This window comes from Bosea sp. Tri-49, from assembly GCF_003952665.1.
GTDB lineage: Bacteria > Pseudomonadota > Alphaproteobacteria > Rhizobiales > Beijerinckiaceae > Allobosea.
This window is the reverse complement of sequence record NZ_CP017946.1, coordinates 4,774,467-4,798,091: the sequence shown is the minus strand read 5'-3', so window position 1 is coordinate 4,798,091 and position 23,625 is coordinate 4,774,467. Positions and strand designations below refer to the sequence as shown.

Annotated in this window: 20 protein-coding genes; 15 read left to right on the top strand and 5 right to left on the bottom strand. The window is 66.2% G+C overall.

Annotated features, from left to right (window positions below):
- Nucleotides 1–78 precede the first annotated feature (78 nt).
- The gene (locus BLM15_RS23205; protein WP_126114978.1) at nucleotides 79–1,323 is read left to right on the top strand and encodes an aminopeptidase; all 1,245 of its coding nucleotides are present in this window, start codon (nucleotides 79–81) and stop codon (nucleotides 1,321–1,323) included.
- Between the two features lie 7 nt (nucleotides 1,324–1,330).
- Here the strand turns inward: BLM15_RS23205 and ftrA are convergent, their stop codons facing one another.
- A complete protein-coding gene (gene ftrA, locus BLM15_RS23200) occupies nucleotides 1,331–2,290 on the bottom strand; it encodes a transcriptional regulator FtrA (RefSeq protein ID WP_126114977.1) in 960 nt (319 codons plus the stop codon).
- Nucleotides 2,291–2,404: 114 nt separating this feature from the next.
- Between ftrA and BLM15_RS23195 the strand changes: the two genes are divergently transcribed.
- Nucleotides 2,405–2,803 carry a rhodanese-like domain-containing protein gene (locus tag BLM15_RS23195; RefSeq protein ID WP_126114976.1) on the top strand — a complete coding sequence of 133 codons (399 nt, stop codon included), beginning with the start codon at nucleotides 2,405–2,407 and terminating at the stop codon, nucleotides 2,801–2,803.
- A 1-nt stretch (nucleotide 2,804) separates the two neighbouring features.
- On the opposite strand, the gene aptA is transcribed toward BLM15_RS23195, so the two are convergent.
- Together aptA and BLM15_RS23185 are read right to left on the bottom strand one after the other, a co-directional pair.
- A complete protein-coding gene (gene aptA, locus BLM15_RS23190; RefSeq protein ID WP_126114975.1) occupies nucleotides 2,805–4,145 on the bottom strand; it encodes an omega-aminotransferase AptA in 1,341 nt (446 codons plus the stop codon).
- A 77-nt stretch (nucleotides 4,146–4,222) separates the two neighbouring features.
- Entirely contained in the window at nucleotides 4,223–5,104 is an 882-nt protein-coding gene (locus BLM15_RS23185; protein ID WP_126114974.1) for an FCD domain-containing protein, read from the bottom strand.
- An 83-nt stretch (nucleotides 5,105–5,187) separates the two neighbouring features.
- Here BLM15_RS23185 and BLM15_RS23180 point away from each other — a divergent pair, with 83 nt between their 5' ends.
- Both BLM15_RS23180 and BLM15_RS23175 read left to right on the top strand, forming a co-directional pair.
- Nucleotides 5,188–6,330, top strand: coding sequence for a C45 family autoproteolytic acyltransferase/hydolase (locus tag BLM15_RS23180; protein ID WP_126114973.1), 1,143 nt, complete (start codon nucleotides 5,188–5,190; stop codon nucleotides 6,328–6,330).
- 52 nt (nucleotides 6,331–6,382) lie between these two features.
- Nucleotides 6,383–7,942 (top strand): ABC transporter substrate-binding protein, encoded by a 1,560-nt coding sequence (locus BLM15_RS23175; protein ID WP_126114972.1) that lies wholly within the window; start codon nucleotides 6,383–6,385, stop codon nucleotides 7,940–7,942.
- Here BLM15_RS23175 and BLM15_RS23170 read toward each other — a convergent pair.
- The gene (locus tag BLM15_RS23170) at nucleotides 7,939–8,586 is read right to left on the bottom strand and encodes a GntR family transcriptional regulator (RefSeq protein WP_126114971.1); all 648 of its coding nucleotides are present in this window, start codon (nucleotides 8,584–8,586) and stop codon (nucleotides 7,939–7,941) included. The genes BLM15_RS23175 and BLM15_RS23170 overlap by 4 nt on opposite strands.
- Nucleotides 8,587–8,738: 152 nt before the next feature.
- Here BLM15_RS23170 and BLM15_RS23165 point away from each other — a divergent pair, with 152 nt between their 5' ends.
- The 7 genes from BLM15_RS23165 (at nucleotide 8,739) to ggt (ending at nucleotide 17,905) form a co-directional block, all read left to right on the top strand.
- Nucleotides 8,739–9,623, top strand: a complete 885-nt coding sequence (locus BLM15_RS23165; RefSeq protein WP_126114970.1) for an alpha/beta hydrolase family protein — start codon at nucleotides 8,739–8,741, stop codon at nucleotides 9,621–9,623.
- Between the two features lie 40 nt (nucleotides 9,624–9,663).
- Nucleotides 9,664–11,208: an ABC transporter substrate-binding protein gene (locus tag BLM15_RS23160; protein ID WP_126114969.1), complete on the top strand. Its 1,545-nt coding sequence runs from the start codon at nucleotides 9,664–9,666 to the stop codon at nucleotides 11,206–11,208.
- A 63-nt stretch (nucleotides 11,209–11,271) separates the two neighbouring features.
- A complete protein-coding gene (locus tag BLM15_RS23155; protein ID WP_126114968.1) occupies nucleotides 11,272–12,822 on the top strand; it encodes an ABC transporter substrate-binding protein in 1,551 nt (516 codons plus the stop codon).
- Nucleotides 12,823–12,858: 36 nt separating this feature from the next.
- Nucleotides 12,859–13,803, top strand: a complete 945-nt coding sequence (locus BLM15_RS23150; protein WP_126114967.1) for an ABC transporter permease — start codon at nucleotides 12,859–12,861, stop codon at nucleotides 13,801–13,803.
- A complete protein-coding gene (locus tag BLM15_RS23145) occupies nucleotides 13,800–14,618 on the top strand; it encodes an ABC transporter permease (protein ID WP_126114966.1) in 819 nt (272 codons plus the stop codon). The genes BLM15_RS23150 and BLM15_RS23145 overlap by 4 nt, the downstream gene beginning before the upstream one ends.
- Nucleotides 14,615–16,264 carry an ABC transporter ATP-binding protein gene (locus BLM15_RS23140; RefSeq protein WP_126114965.1) on the top strand — a complete coding sequence of 550 codons (1,650 nt, stop codon included), beginning with the start codon at nucleotides 14,615–14,617 and terminating at the stop codon, nucleotides 16,262–16,264. The genes BLM15_RS23145 and BLM15_RS23140 overlap by 4 nt, the downstream gene beginning before the upstream one ends.
- Before the next feature lie 27 nt (nucleotides 16,265–16,291).
- Nucleotides 16,292–17,905, top strand: a complete 1,614-nt coding sequence (gene ggt, locus BLM15_RS23135; RefSeq protein WP_126114964.1) for a gamma-glutamyltransferase — start codon at nucleotides 16,292–16,294, stop codon at nucleotides 17,903–17,905.
- A gap of 6 nt (nucleotides 17,906–17,911) precedes the next feature.
- Here ggt and BLM15_RS23130 read toward each other — a convergent pair whose 3' ends face one another.
- On the bottom strand, nucleotides 17,912–18,412 hold the full coding sequence (locus BLM15_RS23130; protein ID WP_126114963.1) for an Lrp/AsnC family transcriptional regulator: 501 nt from the start codon (nucleotides 18,410–18,412) through the stop codon (nucleotides 17,912–17,914).
- Between the two features lie 210 nt (nucleotides 18,413–18,622).
- Here BLM15_RS23130 and BLM15_RS23125 point away from each other — a divergent pair, with 210 nt between their 5' ends.
- The 4 genes from BLM15_RS23125 to lpdA are packed head-to-tail and all read left to right on the top strand — an operon-like array spanning nucleotide 18,623 to nucleotide 23,602.
- Entirely contained in the window at nucleotides 18,623–19,855 is a 1,233-nt protein-coding gene (locus BLM15_RS23125; RefSeq protein ID WP_126114962.1) for a 3-methyl-2-oxobutanoate dehydrogenase (2-methylpropanoyl-transferring) subunit alpha, read from the top strand.
- 3 nt (nucleotides 19,856–19,858) lie between these two features.
- A complete protein-coding gene (locus BLM15_RS23120; RefSeq protein ID WP_126114961.1) occupies nucleotides 19,859–20,875 on the top strand; it encodes an alpha-ketoacid dehydrogenase subunit beta in 1,017 nt (338 codons plus the stop codon).
- On the top strand, nucleotides 20,875–22,188 hold the full coding sequence (locus BLM15_RS23115) for a dihydrolipoamide acetyltransferase family protein (RefSeq protein WP_126114960.1): 1,314 nt from the start codon (nucleotides 20,875–20,877) through the stop codon (nucleotides 22,186–22,188). The genes BLM15_RS23120 and BLM15_RS23115 overlap by 1 nt, the downstream gene beginning before the upstream one ends.
- Before the next feature lie 16 nt (nucleotides 22,189–22,204).
- A complete protein-coding gene (gene lpdA / locus BLM15_RS23110; RefSeq protein ID WP_126114959.1) occupies nucleotides 22,205–23,602 on the top strand; it encodes a dihydrolipoyl dehydrogenase in 1,398 nt (465 codons plus the stop codon).
- Nucleotides 23,603–23,625: the final 23 nt, after the last annotated feature.

Here is a 23,625-nt window from a genome sequence, read left to right as displayed (position 1 = left end):
CGTCTGCTCAGGAGCGGTTGACCCGGACAGGATTTCCGCCAGCAATGCGGCCTCGTAAAATCAGTTCGACGAGGCCCCATGAACAAGCACGTCTCCGGCATCGACGCCAACAAGCTCGATCGGTTGGCCGAGGTCGCGATCAAGGTCGGCCTCAACCTGCAGCCGGGCCAGGACCTGTTCCTGACCGCCCCGGTCGCGGCGCTGCCGCTGGTCCGGCGCATCGCCGAGCAGGCCTACAAGGCCGGCGCTGGCCTCGTCACGCCCATCCTCTCTGACGAGGCGCTGACGCTGGCGCGCTATCGCTTCGGCCAGGATGCCAGCTTCGACCGCGCTCCGTCCTGGCTCTATGAGGGCGTCGGCAAGGCTTTTTCGGCCAACACCGCCCGCCTCGCCATCGTCGGCGACAATCCGATGCTGCTCGCCGAGCAGGACCCGGCCAAGGTGGCGCGCGCCAACAAGGCGAACTCGATTGCCTACCAGCCGGCGCTGGAGAAGATCGCCAATTTCGACATCAACTGGAACATCGTTTCCTATCCCGGCGCGGCCTGGGCGAGCCAAGTCTTCCCGGGCGATGCCGAGGAGGTAGCGGTCGCCCGGCTCGCCGAGGCGATCTTCGCCGCATCGCGCGTCGATCGCGACGATCCGATCGCGGCCTGGGCGCAGCACAACGCCGCTTTGGCGCAGCGGACCAAATGGCTGAACGGCCAGCGCTTTTCTGCGCTGCGTTTCACCGGGCCAGGCACGAACCTCACCATCGGCCTCGCCGACGGGCATGATTGGGAAGGCGGCGCCTCGACTGCCAAGAACGGCATCACCTGCAACGCCAACATCCCGACCGAGGAGGTCTTCACCACCCCGCATGCCCGCCGTGTCGAGGGCCATGTCTCCTCGACCAAGCCGCTCTCCTATCAGGGCACGCTGATCGACAACATCCAGGTTCGCTTCGAGGCTGGGGCGATCGTCGAGGCCAAGGCGAGCCGCGGCGAAGAGGTGCTGAACAAGGTGCTCGACACCGACGAGGGAGCGCGCCGGCTCGGCGAAGTCGCGCTGGTGCCGCACTCCTCGCCGATCTCGCAGAGCGGCATCCTGTTCTACAACACGCTCTTCGACGAGAACGCCTCCTGCCACATCGCGCTCGGCCAGTGCTATTCGAAGTGCTTCATCGACGGCACCAAGCTGACACCCGAGCAGATCGCGGCGCAGGGCGGCAACCGCAGCCTGATCCATATCGACTGGATGATCGGCTCCGGCGAGGTCGACATCGACGGCATCAAGCCCGACGGCAGCCGCGTTGCGGTTTTCCGCAAGGGCGAGTGGGCCTGAAGGCAGCCTACCGCCTGAAGCGGTTGCGGTAGGCTGCCGGCGACGTCCGGGCGATCTCGAAGAAGGCCTTGCGGAAGCTCTCCGGCGAGGCGAAGCCGCAGGCGGCGCCGATATCGGCGAGCACCATATCGCTCTCCTCGAGCAGCTTCATCGCTCGGCCGATGCGCTCGCGCCTGAGCCATTTCAGCGGCGTCACGCCGGTGCCATCACGGAAACGGCGCAGGAAGGTGCGCTCGCTGAGGCCGGCATGACGCGCCATCGCGCCGATCTCCAAGGGCTCTGCCACGCGCTCGCGCGCCCAGTCGAGCACCGCGGCGATCGAGCGGCCGGGCCTCGCCTGGATCGGCGCCTCGACATATTGCGCCTGACCGCCATCGCGATGCGGCGGCATCACCAGCCGGCGTGCGACGATATTGGCGATCCTCGCGCCATGATCGGCCCGAATCAGGTGCAGGCAGGCGTCGATGCCGGCACTGCTGCCGGCTGAGGTGACGACGCCTTCATCCTCGACATAGAGCACATCATCGACCAGCGTCGCGCCCGGGCAGGCGGAGGCGAGATGCGGCGCGTGCCGCCAATGGGTCGTTGCCCGCCGCCCGTCGAGCAGGCCGGCCGCCGCCAGCACGAAGGCACCGGAGCAGATCGAGAGCAGACGTGCCCCACGCCGGTGCGCCGCTTGCAGCGCCTCGACCAGCGCAGACGACGGCGGCTCGTCGCGATTGCGCCAGCCGGGGATGACGATGGTCTGGGCTTCGCTAAGGATCTCCAGGCCGGCATCGACCTGCAGCGAGAAGCCGCCCATGGCGCGGATCGGCCGCTCGGCAGCGGCGACGCGGAAGCGGTACCAGGGAAAGTCGAACTCCGGCCGCGGCAAGGCGAAGGCCTCGACGACGATGCCGAACTCGAAGGTGCACAAACCGTCATAGGCGATAGCGACAACCTCGTGCGGCGTAGCGAGACGGTCCATTCCAGCGTCAACATGCATTTGGCGGAAACCTGCCAGACATTGTCATTTCCGCTACTGCCGCAAATCACCGCCGGCCGCTACCCCTGTCGCCATCGCAAGCCCAAGAGGATCGCCATGGCCACTGCAGTCACCGAAATCCCCGCCGCTCCCTCGCACATCGCCCGCGCCCATTTCGAGGCGATGCTGTCCTTCGAGACCGATTGCTGGGATACTCATGAGGCGCTGAAGGCGAATGACCGCGACTTCGTCCTCGTCGACGTGCGCTCGCCCGCGCTCTACGCAGAGGGCCATATCGACGGCGCGATCAACATCCCGCATGGCAAGATGACCGCGTCCAGAATGGCCGAGCAGCCGGAGGGCAAGACCTTCGTGGTCTATTGCGCCGGCCCGCATTGCAACGGCGCCAACCGCGCCGCGGTCCGGCTCTCGCGCCTCGGCCTGCCGGTCAAGCTGCTGATCGGCGGCGTCACCGGCTGGATCGACGAGGGCTTCTCGCTGACCGCTTCCAGTTGATCTAGTCGATCTGCCCCAGCGCCTGCTCGATCGCGGCGAAGATCTCCTCGATCTCGGCAGGCGCGATCAGCAGCGGCGGCGACAGCACCAGCGTGTCGCCGGCATTGCGGATCAGCACGCCGGCGTCGAGGCAGAGCGTGTTGGCCTCCCCGCCCCTTGCGCCATCGGCGCCCGGGCGCGGCGCGAGGTCGATCGCACAGAGCAGGCCGGCGGTGCGGATGTCGACGACATGGGCCGAGCCCTTCAGCCGGTGCGCCCGCTCCTCCCAGAGCGGCAGCACCTTGGCGACTTGCCCCAAGATGTCCTGCTCGGCGAAGACGTCGAGCGTCGCGAGACCGGCGGCGCAGGCGAGCGGGTGGGCCGAATAGGTGTAGCCGTGCAGCAGTTCGATCGCCTCGGGCGGGCCGGCCATGAAAGCCTCGTAGACGTGGCCGGCAACGAGCACGCCGCCCATCGGCACCGCGCCATTGGTCATGCCCTTGGCGCAGCTCATCAGGTCGGGGCTGACGCCATAGGCCTGTGCCGCGAAAGGGCTGCCCAGCCGGCCAAAGCCGGTGATGACCTCGTCGAAGATCAGGAGGATGCCGTGCCGGTCGCAGATCGCGCGCAAGCGTTCGAGATAACCGAGCGGCGGCGGATAGACCCCGCCCGAGCCCGTAACCGGCTCGACGATCACGGCTGCAACCGTCGCGGGATCGTGGATCTGCAGCAAGCTCTCCAGTGCCTCGGCCGCAGCGAGACCGCCGTCCGGCCGCCCGCGCGAGAACGCCATGCTGGCGCGATCGTAAGGCAGCGGCAGATGCGCAACATCGGGCAAGAGCGGCCCGAAGGCGGCCTTGTGCCGGCCGATGCCGGACACCGAGAGCCCGCCCCAGCCCATGCCGTGATAGCCCTTGGCCCGGCCGATCAACTTCGTGCGCCCGGCTTGGCCGCGAGCCTGATGATAGGCGCGCGCGATCTTCAGCGCAGTGTCGACCGCTTCCGAGCCGGAATTGACGAAGAAGACATGGTCGATGCCCTCAGGCGCGAAGTCGCAAAGCCGCGCCGCATAATTCTGCGCGCCCGGGTGGCTCATCTTGAAGGAGGAGACGAAGTCGAGCCGGCCGGCGGCCTCGCGGATCGCTTCGGTGATCCTGGTCTGACCATGCCCGGCATTGACGCACCAGAGCCCGGCCATACCGTCGAGCACGCGCCGCCCGTCCGGCGTGATGTAGTGCATGCCCTCGGCCCGCTCGAACAAGAGTGGCGCCTGGCGGAAGGCGCGCATCGGCGTGAACGGCATCCAGAACGCGTCGGGAGCGTTGTCACGGCGGCTTTCGGCGGTAAATGCATGCGCAGTCATCGGCGGGTCCTCGCTCTAGATCGCCACATGATGTCTTTCTTAATCTCAAAAGACAATAGTGGGATTGCCGAGCAATCTCAGTCAAGCCCATCCGGCCGGCGCAGCTGCATCGCGCGCTGGAGATGGCTGCGCATCAGGGCGCTGGCGAGCTGATAGTCGCCGGCCTCAATCGTCGCGAGCATCTGCAAGTGCTCGCGACTGTTCACCACGACGCGCTCATAGCCATAGGTCCAGTCATAGTTGGAGAGCCGGCGCATCTGGTTCTGCCGGCGTATGGCGGAGTGGATGAAGCGGTTGCCCGAGGCCGCCGCCAGTCCCTCGTGGAAATCGGCGTTCATCTCGTAGAAGCCGATCGCCGAGCTTTCCTTCCAGGGCAGCGACAAGGTCAGCTCGTGCCGGGCCCGCATCTCGTCGATCCAGTCTTGGTCGAGCGAAAAGCCGGGCTCGAGGAAGACCATCGGCTCGATGAGCAGGCGGAAGCGGTAGCGCTCGTCATGGGCCGACTGATCGCGCGCCTCATGCAGGAAACGCCAGCCATAGCCGCGCTTGCGCTCGACCATGTCGAGATCGGCGAGCCGCGCCATCAGGCGCTGCACCTCTGGCCGGCCGAGCTCATAGCGCCGCATCAGTTCGAGCTCGGAGATCTCGTCGGGCAGGCGCCCGCCATGGCGGTCCTGCGCCACCTTGACCATGGTAAACTCGGTCGCATCGGTGCTCGCGCCGGGGTCGGCAGACGCTTCGGGCGCGCTGAGCAGCTCGACGCCCTTGTTCGGATGCCGGCGCACCAGCCCCTGCCGGGCGAGATGATCTATCGCGGCCCGCACTGGCGTGCGCGAGACGTTGAGGCGCCGCGCCGCGCTGTTCTCGTTGAGCCAGGCGCCCGCTTCGAGCCCATCCTCGCGGACCATGCGAAGAATCCGCTCGGCGATCTCCTGCTGCAATCGTGTCGGCGGCGTCATCGAAAGGCTCTTGATTGTCTTAGTTCAAAATGAAATACATTATAGCCAGACACAGCGCCAGCGCGAACCGCGGAGATCCGGTCATGGTCGAGCCCTTTCCCTTCGTCGATGTCTCGGGCACGCCCTATGAGCGCGGTCGCCAGCATGGTCAGGCGGTCCCCAAGCGCGTCAAGCGCTCGATCGAGCTTTATGGCAGCCAGCTCGGCGAGCTCGGCTATGACACCGCCGCAAAGTCGCGACTGATCGGCGAATTCGCCCGCGAGATCGAGGCCTTCGGTAAGCATTACATCGAGGAGATGCGCGGCATCGCGGATGGTGCCGGGGTCGCGCTCGAAGACGTCATCATGATCAATGCCCGCACCGAGGTGATCGCCAAGGCCAAGCTGGAAAAGAGCAAGCCGGTCGGGGCGGAGGAAGAGCTCGACGACGGCTGCACCGGCGCGATCATCCTGCCCGAGCGCAGCGCCTCGGGCGAATTGATCCACGGCCAGAACTGGGACTGGAAGGCCGAATGCGCGGAGACGGCGATCGTGCTGCGCGTACGCCGCGACGACGGCCCGGATTTCCTGACCTTCGTCGAGGCCGGCGGCCTTGCCCGCTGCGGCATGAATGCGGCCGGCATCTCGATCACCGCCAATTATCTCGAAAGCGAGCGCGACTTCACGCAAGTTGGTGTGCCGCTCGCCTTGATCCGCCGCAAGGTGCTGGAGCAGGAGCATTTCGCCTTCGCGATCAAGGCGGTCGCGACGACTCCAAAGGCCTGCTCGAACAACATGATGCTCTCGACCGTCGCCGGCTTCGGCATCGACTTCGAGTGCGCGCCCGACGCCGCCTTCCCGCTCTATCCCGAGGACGGGCTGATCGTTCACGCCAACCATTGGGTCGGACAGGTCGCGCTGACCAAGATCACCGACACCGGCACCCCGCGCGTGCCCGAGAGCTTCTACCGCGACTGGCGCGTCCGGAAGCTGCTGAACGACGCCGGCCGCAAGCTCACGGTCGATGATCTGAAAGAAGCCTTCTTCGACGATTTCCTGACCCCGCATTCGGTCTGCCGGCCGCCGCGGCCGAACGATACCGGCAATCTCTCGGCCACCGTCTCGATGGTGATCATGCAGCCGGCCAAGGGCACGATGGAAGTCGCGCCGCTGCCAGCCCTCAACCGCATTTTCACCCGCTACAGCCTCACCGACGAACCAATGACGCTGGCGCAAGCCGCCGAATAAGGCGGCAACGACAGCATCCAAGCCAAAACCATAAGACAAGGGGAACCAGCCGATGCACAGCCGACGCCGCCTTTCCCTCGCCCTCGCCGGATTGGGTCTTGCGACCGCCGCCGCCTTGCCGGCCGCGGCCGCAACGCTGCGGGTGCACCTCAATGCCGACATCCGCAGCATCAATCCCGGCGTCAACCGCGACGACAACACCGACTCGGTCGTCCTGCACATCGTCGAGGGCCTCGTCGCCTATGGCGAGGACTCCGAGGTCAAGCCGCTTCTGGCTGAGAAGGTCGCGGTCTCGCCGGATGGGCTGAGCTACACATTCACCCTGCGCAAGGGTGTGAAGTTCCACAACGGCGCCGAGCTCACCTCCGCCGACGTGGTCTGGAGCTGGAACCGCTATATCGACCCGAAGATCGACTGGCGCTGCCTGTCGGAGTTCGACGGCCGCGGCCGCGCCAAGGTCGAGGAGGTCACTGCGCCCGATCCGGCGACTGTCGTCTTCAAGCTCGACAAGCCGAGCTCGCTCTTCCTCGCCAACATCGCCCGCACCGACTGCGCGATGACCGCGATCCTGCATAAGGATTCGCTCAAGGCCGACGGCTCCTTCGACAAGCCGATCGGCACCGGCCCTTACAAGCTCACCGAATGGAAGCGCGGCGAGTTCGTCCGCCTGACGCGCAACGAGGCCTATGCCAGCCTGCCCGGCGCGCCGGACGGCTATACCGGCGGCAAGCGCCCACTCGTCGACGAAGTTCGCTTCATGGTCATCCCGGACGGCGCGACCGCCAAGGCGGCGCTGCTGCGCGGCGATATCGACATCGTCCCCGACGTCGCCAATGCCGAGGTCAAGGAACTCAAAAAGGACAAGCGCGTCGAGCTTTCAATCTCGCAGAATATGGGCCTGGTCGGCATTCTCCTGCAGACCCGCGATCCGCTCCTCGCCAACGTCAAGCTGCGCCAGGCGATCGCAGCGGCGATCGACACCGAGGAGCTGGTTGCGCAGGTCACCGACGGGCTCGGCAAGCGCAACAACTCGATCGTGCCGGCGCTGTCGTCCTATTACGATGCGGTCCAGGCCAAGGGTTACAAGCACGACCTCGCCGCCGCGAAGAAGCTGCTCGCGGAAGCCGGCTACAAGGGCGAACCCTTGGTGATGCTCGCCAACAAGCGCTACCCGCAGAGCTTCGACGCCGCCGTGGTCTCGCAGCAGATGCTGCAGGCCGCCGGCATCAACGTCCAGATCGAGGTGCTCGAATGGGCGACGCAGCTCGACCGCTATTCCAAGGGCAATTACCAGCTCCAGGCCTTCCCCTATTCGGCAAGGCTCGATCCCGCGCTGTCGTTCGAATCCGTGACCGGCCCGAAGGCGACCCAGCCGCGCAAGGTCTGGGATAATCCCGAGGCGCAGGCGCTGCTCGACAAGTCGATGGTCGTCTCGGACAAGGCCGAGCGCCAGAAGCTGTTCGACGAACTGCACCAGCGCTTCATCACCGAGGTGCCGATGGTGATGCTCTATAACGGCATCGACGCTGGCGCCTATGGCAAGCGGATCAAGGGCTACAAATCCTCGATCCTGTCGAAGCCGCGGCTCTGGGAGGTCACAGTCGCGGATTAAGCGGCGCCGTTAACCTCTATCAAATCCTTGATGATGTGATGGGCGGTGAGTTCCGCGAGGCGCTCGCGGTCCCCGGCGCGGATCGCCGCGACCATGGCATGGTGGTCGGCGTCGCTGGCGAGCAGGGCCTGATGCGAGGCCCAGACCGTGACCGCCGATCCGCGCGAGCGATCGCGCAGGCTCCAGATCGTCTCGGCCAGCACCGGATTGCCGCAATGGGCGTAGATCAGGCTATGGAAGGCGCGGTTGATCTCGCTCTGCTGCGGACGCGTCCCGCTCCGCACCGCCTCGCTGAATTCATGGGCAAGCGCATCGAGCCTGGCGATCACGTCATCGTCCATCCTGTCGATCACGAGGCGGGACGCAGCACTCTCCAGGATGATGCGGGTGTCGCGGATCGCGCGATAGGTGGCGATATCGATCTCGGCCACCCGATAGCCGCGATTGGGCACATGCTCGATCGTCTTGCGCACCGCGAGTTCGTCAAGCGCGGCGCGGACGTCGAAGCGCGTCGCCTGGAATGCATCTTCGAGATCGATCTGCCGCAGCCACTCGCCCGGCCGATAGGCGCGGCCATGGATCGCCCGGGCAATCTCGTTGGCGAGTTCGCCCTTGGCGCGCTGGGTCTTGGGGCGGGTGGCCATGATGGGTCTCTAGAGCATTTCAACGATGCTTGTGAACAGGTTCAAGCGCATCGCGCACAGCCGACACTGCCCCTGTTGAATCCGACTTGCAGCGCCGATCATATCATGCAACAAAATTGGCGCCAATCTTATAACCAATCAGGAAACGCCGCATGACTGCTCCCGTCGCAAGCCAGGCCAAGCAGGACGATGCGGCAGCGATCGCCCGCGCGCTCTACGATCTCGGTCCGACCCCGGTCACCGCCTGCAAGGCCGATCCGCGCTTCAGCTATTGCCTCTATGTGCCGAAGAGCCTCGGCAAGGGCGGCCAGGCGCCTGAGCTCGTCGTCGCCATGCACGGCACCGGCCGTGGCTTCACCGGCTATCGCGACGCCTTCGAGGCCTTCGGCCGCTGGAACAACTGCATTATCCTCGCCCCGCTCTTCCCGATCGGCGTGATGGGCGACGGCAATCGCAACGGCTTCAAATACATGCGCGAGGGTGAGGTCCGCTACGACCACATCCTGCTCGCCATGGTCGAGGAGGTCGCCCAGCATTACGGCCTGCGCTTCGACCGTTTCGCTTTGTTCGGCTATTCCGGCGGCGGCCATTTCACCCACCGCTTCCTGATGCTGCAGCCCAAGAAGCTCTGGGCTGCTTCAATCGGCGCGCCGGGCTCGGTGACCCTGCTCGACCCGACCCGCGACTGGTGGGTCGGCACCCGCAACATGGCCGAGCTCTTCGGCACCGCCCCCGATATCGAGGCGATGCGCCAGGTCCCGGTCCAGATGATCGTCGGCGCCGCCGATCTCGAGACCTGGGAGATCACCCACCAGCCCGGCAACGCCAGCTGGATGCCGGACGCCAACCATGCCGGTGCGAACCGCCCGGAACGGCTCGACACCTTGCGCCGGAATTTCGAGGAGCACGGCATCACAGTGCGTTTCGACCTGGTGCCGAACATGCCGCATGACGGGCTGAAAGCCGTCTCGCGGGTGGAGGACTTCTTCGCGGATGCCCTCGCCAAGCGCCGCACCGGCGCGGCCAAGGCGGCCTGACCCGCCAGGACCGGGAAGACGGACAACGAGGGGAACGACAATGAACCGCCAGCTCGCCTCCGCCTTCGCCCTGCTTGCTCTCGCAAGTCCCGCTGCGGCGCAAACGATCAATGTCGCGCTCAATGCCGACATCCGCTCGACCAATCCGGGCGTCAACCGCGACGACAATACCGACGCCGTCGTCCTGCATATGGTCGAGGGCTTGGTCGGCTATCGCGAGAACGGCGCGGTCGCGCCATTGCTGGCGGAGAAGATCGCCGTCTCCGCGGACGGGCTGACCTACACGTTCAGCCTGCGCAAGGGCGTCAAGTTCCACAACGGCGCCGAGATGACCTCGGCCGACGTCGTCTGGAACTGGGCCCGCTACATGGAACCCAAGACCGACTGGCGCTGCCGCAGCGAGTTCGACGGCCGCATCGGCATGAAGGTGACCGGTGTCGCCGCGCCCGACCCCTCGACCTTCGTGATGACGCTGGAGAAGCCGAGCGCGCTCTTCCTCGACACCATGGCGCGCACCGACTGTGCCATGGTCGCCATCATCCATAAGGACTCGCTGAAGCAGGACGGCTCCTTCGACAAGCCAATCGGCACCGGCCCCTTCATGCTCGGCGACTGGCGCCGCGGCGAGTTCGTCTCGCTGAAGCGTTTCGATGCTTACGTCTCGCCGGCCGGCGACAAGCGCGACGGCTATGTCGGCCGCAAGAATGCCCTGGTGCCGGAGGTCAAATTCCTCGCCATCGCCGACGGCGCGACCGTCAAGGCCGGGCTGATCTCCGGCGCGCTGCATGTCGCGGATATTCCCGATGCCGACATGCCGGAGATGAGGAAGGTCCCGAATCTGCAGGTGCTGAGCGCCCCCAGCGCGACCAAGCACGCTTTGCTTCTCCAGACCCGCGATCCGTTGCTCGGCGATGTCAGGATGCGCCAGGCGATCGCGGCTGCGCTCGATCTCGACGAACTCGTCGCTCAGGCCTCGAACGAGCTCGGCAACACCAACAACTCCGCGGTCTATGTCAGCTCACCCTATTACAGCGAGGTCCAGCGCCAGCGTTACCGCCACGACCCGGCGCGCGTGAAGACGCTGCTCTCAGAGGCCGGCTACAAGGGCCAGACGATCAAGCTGATCGCCAACAAGCGCTCGACCGTGCCGAGCTTCCCGGTCGCGATCATGGCACAGGCCATGCTGCAGGCAGCCGGCATCAACAGCGAGATCGAAGTGCTGGAATGGGCGACGCAGCTCGACCGCTACAGCAAGGGCAACTACCAGATGATGTCCTTCAGCTATTCCGCCCGCATCGATCCGGCCCAGAGCTACAACCAGTTCAGCGGCCCCAAGGACACCTACCCGTCCAAGGCCTGGGACAGCCGGCGCGCCGACGAGCTGATCGAGAAGGCGACCATCACCGCCGATGAGGGCGAACGCCAGAAGCTGTTCGACGAGCTGCACAAGCTGATGCTGGCCGATGCGCCGCTGATCTTCCTCTACAACCAGGTCGACACGTCCGCCGTCTCCAAGCGGCTAAGCGGCTTCGCGCCCTGGGTTGCCGGGAAGCCGCGGCTCTGGGAGGTCAGCCTCGCCAATTGAACCGTCGCGGACGCGGCGGCCTGACGATCACAACGACAAACGAAAAAACGACAGGGGACCGAGATGAAGTATCTTTTTGCGCCGGCCGCCGCTCTCATCGCTACCGCCGCGCTCGCCGCGCCGGCCATGGCCCAATCCATCACCGTTGCGGTCGCCGCCGATATCCGCAGCAACAATCCCGGCGTCAACCGCGACGACAACACCGACGATTTCGCGCTGCAGCTGGTCGAAGGCCTCGTCGGCTACAATGAGGGCGGCGTCGCGACGCCGCTTCTGGCCGAGAAGGTCGATCTCTCCGCCGACGGCAAGACCTACACCTTCACGCTGCGCCAGGGCGTGAAGTTCCACAACGGCGCCGAGCTCTCCTCGGCCGACGTGCTGTGGAACTGGACCCGCTACATGGACGCCAAGACCGACTGGCGCTGCACTTCGGAATTCGACGGCCGCTCCGGCCTCAAGGTCGAGTCCGTGACGGCGCCCGACGCGCGCACCGTGGTGATGCAGATCGAGAAGCCCAACGCGCTCTTCCTCGACACGCTCGCCCGCACCGACTGCGCCATGACCGCGATCCTGCACAAGGATTCGGTCAAGGCCGACGGGTCCTGGGACAAGCCGATCGGCACCGGCCCCTATAAGTTCGGCGAATGGAAGCGCGGCGAGTATTTCACCATGACCGCCTTCGAGGGCTACAAATCGCCATCGGGCAGTCAACGCGATGGCTATGTCGGCTCCAAGCGGCCGCTGCTCAAGGACGTGAAATTCCTGATCGTCAAAGACCCAGCGACGGTCAAGGCCGGCCTGGTCTCAGGCGCGCTGGATATGGCTGATATCCTGCCAAGCGACGCCGTCGAGTTGCGGAAGAACCCGAAGCTTGCCGTCGCGGTTGAGCCGAACGCCGTCCGCCACGTCTTCCTGATCCAGACCAAGGATGCGGTCATGGGCAACCAGAAGCTGCGCCAGGCGATCGCCGCTTCTCTCGACATGGATGAGATCGTCGCATCCTTCTACAACGACCTCGGCAAACCCAACACCTCGCCGATCTACTCCGGCTCGAGCTATTTCGGCGAGGTCGAGAAGAAGGGCCACAGCTACGATGCGGCCCACGCCAAGAAGCTGCTGCAGGAGGCCGGCTACAAGGGCGAGAAGATCATCATCCTCGCCAACAAGCGTCCGGTCGTTCCGAGCTTCCCAGCCGCGGTGGTGGCGCAGCAGATGCTGCAGGCCGTCGGCGTCAACGCGGAGATCGAGGTGCTCGACTGGGCGACCCAGCTCGACCGCTTCAACAAGGGCAACTACCAGATGCAGTCCTTCTCCTTCTCGGCCCGCTTCGACCCGGCGATCGCCTTCGAGCAGTTCTCGGGACCGAAGGACAAGCAGCCGCGCAAGGCCTGGGACAATCCGGAGGCGCAAAAGCAGATCGATAAGCTCTACGTGACCTCCGACCGGGCCGAACGCCAGAAGATCGTCGACGAGCTGCACAAGCGTGTCATCGACGAAGTCCCGATGATCTTCGCCTTCAACGGCCTCGACATCATCGCTCACGCCAAGCGCGTCCAGGGCTTCAAGCCGTGGCAGTCGAAGCTGCGCATGTGGGAAGTGACGCTGGCGAACTGATCCCGCCCGTATCGTCCGCACACCGGGAGGAAACCGATGCTGCGCTTTGCGCTGACGCGCATTCTGATGTCTGTGCCGACACTGTTGATCGTGTCGGTCTCGGTCTTCGGGTTGATCCGACTGATTCCGGGCGACCCGGCCTCGCTGATGCTGGGCGACCTGGCGACTCCGGCCTCGATCGCCGACCTGCAGGCGAGGCTCGGTCTCGACCAGAGCGTGCCGGTCCAGTTCGGCATCTGGTTCGGCAACCTGCTCAAGGGCGATCTCGGCCAGTCGATCAACTCGCAACAGGCGGTGCTGCCGCTGATCCTGCAGCGCTTCTGGATCTCGGCGCAGATCGTGCTGGTCGCGGTGCTGCTGGCGAGCCTGGTGGCGGTGCCGGCCGGCGTGCTCGCCGCCTGGAAGCAGGACACCTCGCTCGATCTCTCGCTCGTCGCCGTCGCGACGCTGCTGCTCTCGATCCCGACCTTCTGGCTCGGTCTGCTGCTGCTGCTCTTCTTCGGGCTGAAGCTCGAATGGCTGCCGGTGGTCGGCTATGTCTCGATCGCCGAGAACCCGTTGGCCGGCATCCTCTATCTGGTCATGCCGATCTTGACGCTGTTCCTGCATGAGATCGGCGTGATCCTGCGGATGGCGCGCGCCTCGACGCTGGAGGTGCTCAGGCTCGACTACATCACCCATGCCAGAGCCAAGGGCCTGACCGAGAGCGCCGTGCTCTGGAACCACGCCTTCAAGAATGCCTTTGGTCCGACCTGGACGCTGATCGGTCTCGTCCTCGGCAACCTGCTCGGCGGCATCGCGGTGGTCGAGACGGTCTTTACCATCCCCGGCCTCGGCCGCCTGCTGGTCGATTCGATCTTCGCCCGCGACTATCCGGTGATCCAGGGCTGCATGCTCTTCGTCGCCTTCACCTATGTGCTGGTCAATCTCGTGATCGACCTCTGCTATCCGATCTTCGATCCGAGGGTGACGGCGCAATGAGACTGCCAGCTCCCAACGCCCTGGTCGGCGGCACGCTGATCGGCTTCCTCGCCATCGTCGCTTCGGTCAGCGCGCTCTGGACGCCCTATGACCCCTTGCGGCTCTCCTTCCGGGCCAAGCTCGCGGCGCCCTCGGCGATGCATTGGCTCGGCACCGACGAGTTCGGTCGCGATGTGCTCTCGCGGCTGATGGCGGGCGCCGCCACATCAGTCTGGATCAGCCTGCTGACCGTCGCGCTCGCCGTCTCGCTCGGCACGGTGATCGGCCTGTTCTCCGGCTATGTCCGCGGCTGGGTCGACCGCACCATCATGGCCTTCAACGACGCGCTGCTCGCCTTCCCCGGCATCCTCCTGGCGCTCGGCCTGCTCGCCGTGGTCGGCGCCAACAAATATGGCATCATCCTGGCGCTCGGCATCGCCTATGCGCCATCGGTCGCCCGAATCGTGCGCGGCACCGTGCTCTCGCTGCGCGAGCGCGAGTTCATCTCGGCCTCGCGAGTGATGGGCAATTCCGAGGGCTTCACCATGCTGCGCCACATCCTGCCGAACTGCATCGCGCCGCTCACCGTGCTGGCGACCTCGATGTTCGGCTGGGTGCTGCTGGCCGAGAGCTCGCTCTCCTTCCTCGGCCTCGGCGTGCCGCCACCGGCGCCGACCTGGGGCAACATGCTGGCGGGCTCACGCCCCTATATCGGCCAGGCCGTCTGGCTCGGCATCTTCCCGGGCCTCGCCATCTCGCTGACCCTGCTCGGCATCAACCTGCTCGGCGATGCGCTGCGCGACAAGCTCGATCCGCGGATGAGGGGTGCGCGATGACCTCCACCACCAAGCCACTGCTTGAGGTCGAAGGCCTGACGCTACGGATCGGCGCAAGCGGCCGCACCGTCGTCAACGATGTCAGCTTCTCGGTGTCGCCCGGCGAGATCGTCGGCATCGTCGGCGAATCCGGCTCGGGCAAGACGCTCGCCGCCCGCGCCGTGATGGGCTTCATCCCGCCGGCGGTGCGCCTGATCTCCGGCTCGATCCGCTTCGACGGCGAGGAGGTCACGACCATGGCGCAAAAGCGCCTGCGGGCGATCCGCGGCGCCAAGGTCGGCATGGTCTTCCAGGAGCCGATGACCTCGCTCAACCCGTCCATGCTGATCGGGCGGCAGCTCGAAGAGGGCCTCGCGCTGCATCGCAAGCTCGATGCCAACGGCCGGCGCGAGCTCATCCTCGACATGCTCCGCCGCGTCGGCATCCGCGATCCCGAGGGCGCCTTCAACGCCTATCCGCACCAGTATTCCGGCGGCATGCGCCAGCGCATCATGCTGGCCTCGGTGATGCTGCTGAAGCCGGCCTTGCTGCTCGCCGACGAGCCGACCACGGCGCTCGACGCCGTCGTCCAGCGCGACGTCATGGAACTGATGGTCGACCTGACCAAGGAGAACGGCACCGCCGTGCTGCTGATCTCGCATGATCTCGGCATGGTCGCGCGCTATTGCAGCCGCATCGTCGTGATGTGCCAGGGCGACGTCGTCGAACATGGCAACAGCGAGGATATCCTCGCTCGCCCGCAGCACCCCTATACCCGCAAGCTGCTGGCGGCGATGCCGCATCGCGAGCCGGCGCGCGAGGTGCCGGAGGCGGGCACGCCACTCGTCGCGGTCAACGACCTCGTCGTCGACTATGGTGGCCGCCAGGGCTTCTTCCGCAAGGAACAACCCAAGCGCGCGCTGCACGGCATCAGCCTGTCGGTGAAACCCGGCGAGGTCGTCTCGGTCGTCGGCGGCTCGGGCTCGGGCAAGACCACACTCGGCCACGCCATCGCCGGGCTGATCAAGCCCAGCGAGGGCGCGATCCTGTTCAACGGCAAACCGATTGCGAAGAGCGAGACCGCCTATTGGGACTATCGGCTGAACTGCCAGATGGTCTTCCAGGACCCGTATTCCTCGCTCGATCCGCGCATGACCATCGGCGAGCTCGTCGGTGAGCCCTTGCGGCTGGTCAAGGGCATGGGGGCGGCCGAGAAGAAATCGCGGCTCGCCGAGGTGCTGAGCGAGGTCGGGCTCGGCGACGGCTTTGCCGAGCGCTATCCGCATGAGCTCTCCGGCGGCCAGCGCCAGCGCGTCGCCATCGCCCGCGCCATCATCCGCCGGCCGAGTTTCGTCATCGCCGACGAGCCGGTCTCGGCCCTTGACGTGACCGTGCGCGCTCAGGTGCTGGAGCTCTTCGCCGAATTGCAGCGCAAGCACGGCTTCTCCTGCCTGTTCATCAGCCATGATCTCGGCGTGGTCGAGCAGGTCTCGGACCGCGTCATCGTCATGCATGAGGGCCGCATCGTCGAGGAAGGCACGCGCGACCAGATCTTCGACGCGCCCCAGCACGACTATACCCGCAAGCTGCTCTCGGCCGTGCCCGGCCTGGAGAGCACGCAGGATGGCGGCGTCCGCCTGTTCTGGCGACTGGCCGAGACGGCGTGAACCACTATCGGGAATGAGGCCTCCGGCATGAAGAACGGAATGATCGTCGCCCCGCAACCGGAAGCCGTCGAAGCCGGCGCGGCCGTGCTGGAGCGCGGCGGCAATGCGATCGATGCGGCAATCGCCTGCGCCTTCATGCAGGGTGTGGTCGATCCGCTGATGTCGGGCATAGGCGGCTTCGGCTCGATGCAGCTCTACATGCCCGGCAAGGGCGTCCATGAGATCGTCGAGTTCTACGCCCGCGCCTCCTATTCGGCGAAGCCGGACATGTGGCAGGACAAGCTGCGCGGCCAGTCGCGCGACGGCTTCGCCTTCCTGCTCGAGGGCGGCATCAACGAGTTCGGCCATCTCGCCGTCTGCACGCCAGGCAGCGTCAAGGGCTACGACCATGTGCTCTCACGCTTCGGCACGATGGACTGGGCGGATGTCATGGCCCCGGCGATCAAACAGGCACGCGAAGGCGTGCTGGTGCGCCCACACATGCACTGGTTCTGGACGCAGGATCAGAGCGGCTCCGGCCAGGTCAACACATCGGACAAATTGCGCTACAGCGCGACCGGCAAACGCCTCTATTTCCGCCCTGATGGCAGTGCCAAGCGCCCTGGCGACGTGATCGTCAACACCGACATGGCCAACACGCTGGAACGGCTAGCCAAAGGCGGCGCCGACCTGTTCTACCATGGCGAACTCGCCGAGGAGATCGCTGCCGACTTCACAGGGCATGGCGGACTGATCTCGCGCGAGGATCTCGCCCACTACGAGCTCTCCATCGCCGAGCCGATCTGGGGCTCCTATCGCGGGCACCGCATCTCGACCTCGCCGCCGCCGGCGAGCGGCATGTCGATGCTGCAGATCCTCAACATGCTGGAGCCCTTCGACATCGGCTCTCTGCCCCATGGCGGCTCCGAGCATGTCCGCCTGCTCGCCGAGGCGATGAAGCGCATGACCATCGACAAGGACCAGTTCATGGGCGACCCCGCCTATGTCGACGTCCCGGTCGAGCGTCTGATCTCGAAGGAGCATGCTGCGGAGCAGGCGCAGAGCATCCGCCGCGGCGAGCGCGCCGATGTGAAGCGGCTGGAACGCTCCTCCCAGCGCGAGACCACCCATGTCACGGTGGTCGACCGCCACGGCAACGCGGTCGCTTTGACCCATACGCTCGGCAGCCCGTCCGGCGCGATCACGGAAGGGCTCGGCTTCATCTACAACGGCACGATGAGCCGCTTCGACCCGCGCCCCGGCCGCGCCGGTTCGATCGCGCCCGGCAAGCGCCGCTCTTCCTCGGCCGCGCCGACCATCGTCTTCAAGGACGACAAGCCCTTCATCGTCATGGGCGCGCCGGGCGGCAGCTATATCGCCCCGGCGATGGCGCAGGGCATCATGAACGTCATCGATTTCGAGATGTCGATGCTGGAGGCGGTGGCGGCGCCGCGCGTCATGGGCGTCTCCAATTCGATCGACATCAGCAACCGCATCCGTCGCAGCGTCGAGGCCGAGCTCAAGGCCAAGGGCTATGATGTGAAGCGCTCGGCCCAGAGCTATCCCTTCGCCGCGCTCCATGGCGTCAAGATCGAGGACGGACTTGCGACCGGCGGCGCCGACCCGCAACGCGACGGCATGGCGATCTCGGTGCCGGCGTAAGTCTGCTCACACCGGCGCGATCTGCAGCGGATCGACCGAGATCGCCCGCTTCAGCGCGCGCAGGCCAAAGGTCGTGCGCGATTGCCGCATCCCCGGCAGGCGGTAGATTTTCTCGCGCAGGAAGCGCTCATAGTGCTCGGTGCCGCTGACCACGGCCTTGACCAGATAGTCGTAGTCGCCGGTGACGAGATAGGCCTCGACCACCTCGGGAATCCGCGCCAGCGCCTCGCCGAAGCGGTCAAGCAGCTTGTCGTCATGCTTGTCGAGCGTGATCTCGATGAAGACGACGTTGTCGAGCCCGAGCGCGCGGTGGTTCAGCACCGCGACATATTTCTCGATCGCGCCGCTCTCCTCGAGCCGTTTCACCCGCGTCCAGCACGGCGAGGGTGAGAGACCGACCTTCTCGGCCAGCGCATTGATCGTCAGCCGGCCATCCTCGTTCAGGGCCGAGAGGATGCGCCGGTCGATCTGGTCGATCTCCTCGCCGCGCCGCGCTTTGACTGCCATCGATCGAATTTTCCGCCAAATGTCGAGATGGCAGAATAATCCTCTGATCATGGCCGAATCTCAAGGCTACTTCGGCAAGAAATCGACGATGCGCCACCCTAACATGCTCGAATAACGACGGCGGCTCGACAGACGCCCCCGCAGACATGCCTTGCGGCAATGGCCGCATGGCGGAATGCTGGGCAAAGCGAGAGCCTAGGGAGCGCGGACATGACAGACCCCTCACCGCTTCGGTTCCACGTCCCCGTTCCGGCCAGTCGCCCTGGCGAAAAGCCTGATTTCTCGCATGTCGTGATCCCAAAAGCGGGCTCGGTTCAGCGTCCGCCGGTCGATATCGATCCCCGCGAGATCCGCGACCTCGCCTATTCGATCATCCGCGTCCTCGACCGCGAGGGCGAGGCGGTCGGGCCCTGGGTGCCCGATCTCTCCAAGGACGACCTGATCCGGGGCCTGCGCCATATGCTGACGCTGCGCGCCTTCGATGCCCGCATGCAGATGGCCCAGCGCCAGGGCAAGACCTCGTTCTACATGCAGCACACCGGCGAGGAGGCGGTGAGCTGCGCCTTCCGCATCGCGCTCGGCAAGGGCGATATGAACTTCCCGACCTATCGCCAGGCCGGGCTGCTGATCGCGCATGACTACCCGCTCGTCGAGATGATGTGCCAGATCTACTCGAACGAGCGCGACCCGATGAAGGGCCGGCAATTGCCGGTGATGTACTCCTCCAAGGAGAACGGCTTCTTCTCGATCTCGGGCAACCTCACCACCCAGTACATCCAGGCGGTGGGCTGGGCGATGGCCTCGGCGATCAAGGGCGACAACAAGATCGCCGCCGCCTGGGTTGGCGACGGCTCGACGGCGGAATCGGATTTCCACGCCGCGCTCGTCTTCGCTTCGACCTACAAGGCCCCGGTCGTCCTCAACGTCGTCAACAACCAGTGGGCGATCTCGACCTTCCAGGGCATCGCCCGTGGCGGCTCCGGCACCTTCGCCGCCCGCGGCCTCGGCTTCGGCATCCCGGCGCTGCGCGTCGACGGCAATGACTACCTCGCGACCTATGCCGTGGCGCAATGGGCGATCGAGCGCGCCCGCCGCAATCTCGGGCCCACCCTGGTCGAATACGTCACCTACCGCGCCGGCGCGCATTCGACCTCGGACGATCCTTCCGCCTACCGGCCCAAGCACGAATCCGACGACTGGCCGCTCGGCGACCCGGTCGTCCGGCTGAAGCAGCACCTGATCGGGATCGGCGCTTGGTCGGAGGAGCGCCACAAGCAGACCGAGGCCGAGATCCTGGCGACCGTGATCGCCGCGCAGAAGGAAGCGGAGAGCTTCGGCACGCTGCACGCCGGCGGCAAGCCCTCCTCGCGCGACATGTTCGAGGACGTCTATGCCGAGCTGCCGCCGCATCTGCGCCGCCAGCGCCAGCAGATCGGAGTCTGAACCATGGCCCGCATGACCATGATCGAGGCGATCCGCTCGGCCCTCGACGTCTCGATGGGTCGCGACGACAATGTCGTCGTCTATGGCGAGGACGTCGGCTTCTTCGGCGGCGTCTTCCGCTGCACCCACGGCCTCCAGCAGAAATACGGCGTCAACCGCTGCTTCGATGCGCCGATCAGCGAGCTCGGCATCGTCGGCACCGCGGTCGGCATGGCGGCTTACGGCCTTCGCCCCTGCGTCGAGATCCAGTTCGCCGACTACATGTATCCGGCCTATGACCAGATCGTCTCCGAGGCGGCGCGCCTGCGCTACCGCTCGGCCGGCGATTTCACCTGCCCCTTGGTGATCCGGATGCCAACCGGCGGCGGCATCTTCGGCGGCCAGACCCATAGCCAGAGCCCCGAGGCTCTGTTCACCCACGTCGCCGGCCTGAAGACGGTGGTGCCGTCCAATCCACGTGACGCCAAGGGTTTGCTGATCGCTGCGATCGAGGACCCCGATCCGGTGATCTTCCTCGAGCCGAAGCGGCTCTATAACGGCCCCTTCGACGGCCATCACGACCGTCCGGTCACGCCCTGGTCGAAGCATGAGCTCGGCGAGGTCGACGAGGGACATTACACCATCCCGCTCGGCAAGGCGGCGATCCGGCGCGAGGGTCAGGCCGTCACCATCGTCACCTACGGCACCATGGTGCATGTCGCGCAGGCCGCCACCGAGGAGACCGGGATCGATGCCGAGATCATCGACCTGCGCACCCTGGTGCCGCTCGATCTCGATGCGATCGTCGCCTCGGTTTCGAAGACCGGCCGCTGCATCGTCCTGCACGAAGCGACGCTGACCTCCGGGTTCGGTGCGGAGCTGGCCGCACTGGTGCAGCAGCACTGCTTCTACCATCTGGAGGCGCCGGTCGTGCGCGTCACCGGCTGGGACACGCCCTACCCGCACGCCCAGGAATGGGCCTATTTCCCCGGCCCCGGCCGCGTCGGCGCCGCGCTGCGCGAGATCATGGAGAGCCGCTGATGGCCGAGCGCATCATCAAGCTGCCGGATGTCGGCGAGGGCATCGCCGAGGCGGAGCTGGTCGAGTGGCACGTCAAGGTCGGCGACATCGTCCGCGAGGACGACCTGATCGCCGCGGTGATGACCGACAAGGCGACTGTCGAAATCCCCTCGCCGGTCGAAGGCGAGGTCACCTGGGTCGGCGCCGAGATCGGCGACACCGTCGCGATCGGCTCGGCTCTGGTGAAGCTCAAGGTTGCCGGGGGCAGCGCTGCCGCCGAGGAACCGGCGGAGATCGAGACACCGGCCGAAGCACCGAAGGCAAAGCCGGCTGTTGCAGCAACGCCGGAGCCCGCGCCGATATCGGAGCCCGCCCCAAAGCCTATGCCGACCCCGAAGCCGGCTGCGGCTCCCGCGCGCCCGGCGCCGATCCTCGCCACGCCCGGCCCGCGCCGCCCCGTCGGCGAAAAGCCACTGGCATCACCGGCCGTTCGCCTGAAGGCACGTGAGGCCGGCATCGACCTGCGCCAGGTCCAGGGCTCCGGCCCGGCCGGCCGCGTCACCCATGAGGATATCGACGCCTTCATCCAGCGCGGGCCGGAGGCACCGGTCGCGGGCAGACTAGCGCCGAAGACTGCGGTCACCGACGTCAAGGTCGTCGGCCTGCGCCGCCGCATCGCCGAGAAGATGGCGCTGTCGAAATCGCGCATCCCGCACATCACGATTGTCGAAGAAGTCGATGTCTCCGCTCTCGAAGACCTGCGCGCCGCGCTCAACAAGAAGCCGACGGCCGAGCGGCCGAAACTGACGCTACTGCCCTTCCTGATGCGGGCAATGGTCAAGGCGCTGGGCGAACAACCCGGCCTCAATGCGCTCTATGACGACGAGGCCGGCATCGTCCACCAGCATGCCGGCATCCATATCGGCATCGCGACGCAGGCTCCCTCCGGCCTGATGGTCCCGGTCGTCAAGCATGCCGAGGCGCGCGACCTCTGGGGCTGCGCCATCGAGCTCTCGCGCCTCGCCGAGCGGGCACGCGACGGCTCGGCGACCCGCGACGAGCTTACGGGCTCGACCATCACCATCACCTCGCTCGGGGCGCTCGGCGGTATCGCTACCACCCCGGTGATCAACCATCCCGAGGTCGCGATCGTCGGCGTCAACAAGATGATGGTTCGCCCGGTCTGGGACGGCACCACCTTCGTGCCGCGCAAGATGATGAACCTCTCCTCCAGTTTCGACCACCGCGTCATCGACGGCTGGGACGCGGCGGTCTTCGTGCAGCGGCTGAAAGAGCTGCTGGAGACGCCGGCGACGCTGTTCGTGGATATGTGAGCGGCGGGAGAAAGCCATGACCGAGATCACCTGCAAGCTGCTCGTCATCGGCGCCGGTCCCGGCGGCTATGTCTGCGCCATCCGCGCCGGCCAGCTCGGCATCGACACCGTCATCGTCGAGAGCGGCAAGCTCGGGGGCAGCTGCCTCAATGTCGGCTGCATCCCCTCCAAGGCGATGATCCATGTCGCCGAGGAGTTCGAGAAGGCCGCCCACGCCGCTGCCGGCAAGACGCCCTTCGGCCTGACCGCGGCCGAGCCGAAGCTCGACCTGAAGCAGGCCGTCGCCTGGAAAGACGGAATCGTCCAGCGTCTCAACAACGGCGTCGCCGGCCTGCTGCGCAAGGCCAAGGTCAAGATCGTCCACGGCCAGGCCCGCTTCCGTGATGGCAAGACCGTCGCAGTCGAGACCGAGACCGGCCCGAAGGTGATCAAGGCCGAGACGATCGTGATCGCAACCGGCTCCCTTCCGGTCGAATTGCCCTTCCTGCCCTTTGGCGGCAACGTCATCTCCTCGACCGGCGCGCTCGCGCTGACCGAATTGCCCAAGCGCCTCGTCGTGGTCGGCGGCGGCTATATCGGGCTCGAGCTCGGCACCGCTTTCGCCAAGCTCGGCAGCAAGGTCACCGTGGTCGAGGCGCAGGACAAGATCCTGCCGCTCTACGATGCCGAATTGACCGCGCCGGTGGCCAAGAGCCTGTCGGCGCTCGGCGTCGAGGTTCTGCTCGGCGCCAAGGCGCTCGGGTCCACCGCCAAGGGTGACGGCCTGCGCATCGAGACGGCAGACGGCAAGGAGCATGAGCTGCCGGCCGACAAGATCCTGGTCACGGTCGGCCGTGCCCCCGCGACGAGCAAGCTCGGCTTGGAAGAGCTCGTGCTCGACATGGACGGCCGCTTCATCCGCATCGGCGAGCGTTGCGACACCTCGATGCGCGGCATCTACGCCATCGGCGACGTCACCGGCGAGCCGATGCTGGCGCACCGCGCCATAGCGCAGGGCGAGATGGTCGCCGAGATCGTCGCCGGCGAGCTGCGGGTCTGGGACAAAGCCGCGATCCCGGCGATCTGCTTCACCGATCCCGAGATCGTTTCTGCCGGCCTCTCGCCGGCAGAAGCCAAAAGCGCCGGCTTCGAGACCAAGATCGGCCAGTTCCCCTTCCAGGCCAATGGCCGGGCCATGACCCGCCATGGCGAGGCCGGATTCATCCGCGTCATCGCCCGGGCCGACAACCATCTTGTCCTCGGCATCCAGGCGGTCGGGCAGGGAGTCTCGGAGCTTTCCGCCGCTTTCGGCCTCGCCATCGAGATGGGGGCAAGGCTCGAGGACATCGCCGGCACCATCCACGCCCATCCCACATTGGGCGAGGCCTTCCAGGAATCGGCGCTCAAAGCGCTCGGCCACGCCCTGCACATCTGAGGCGAACGCGGGCCGGGACTCAA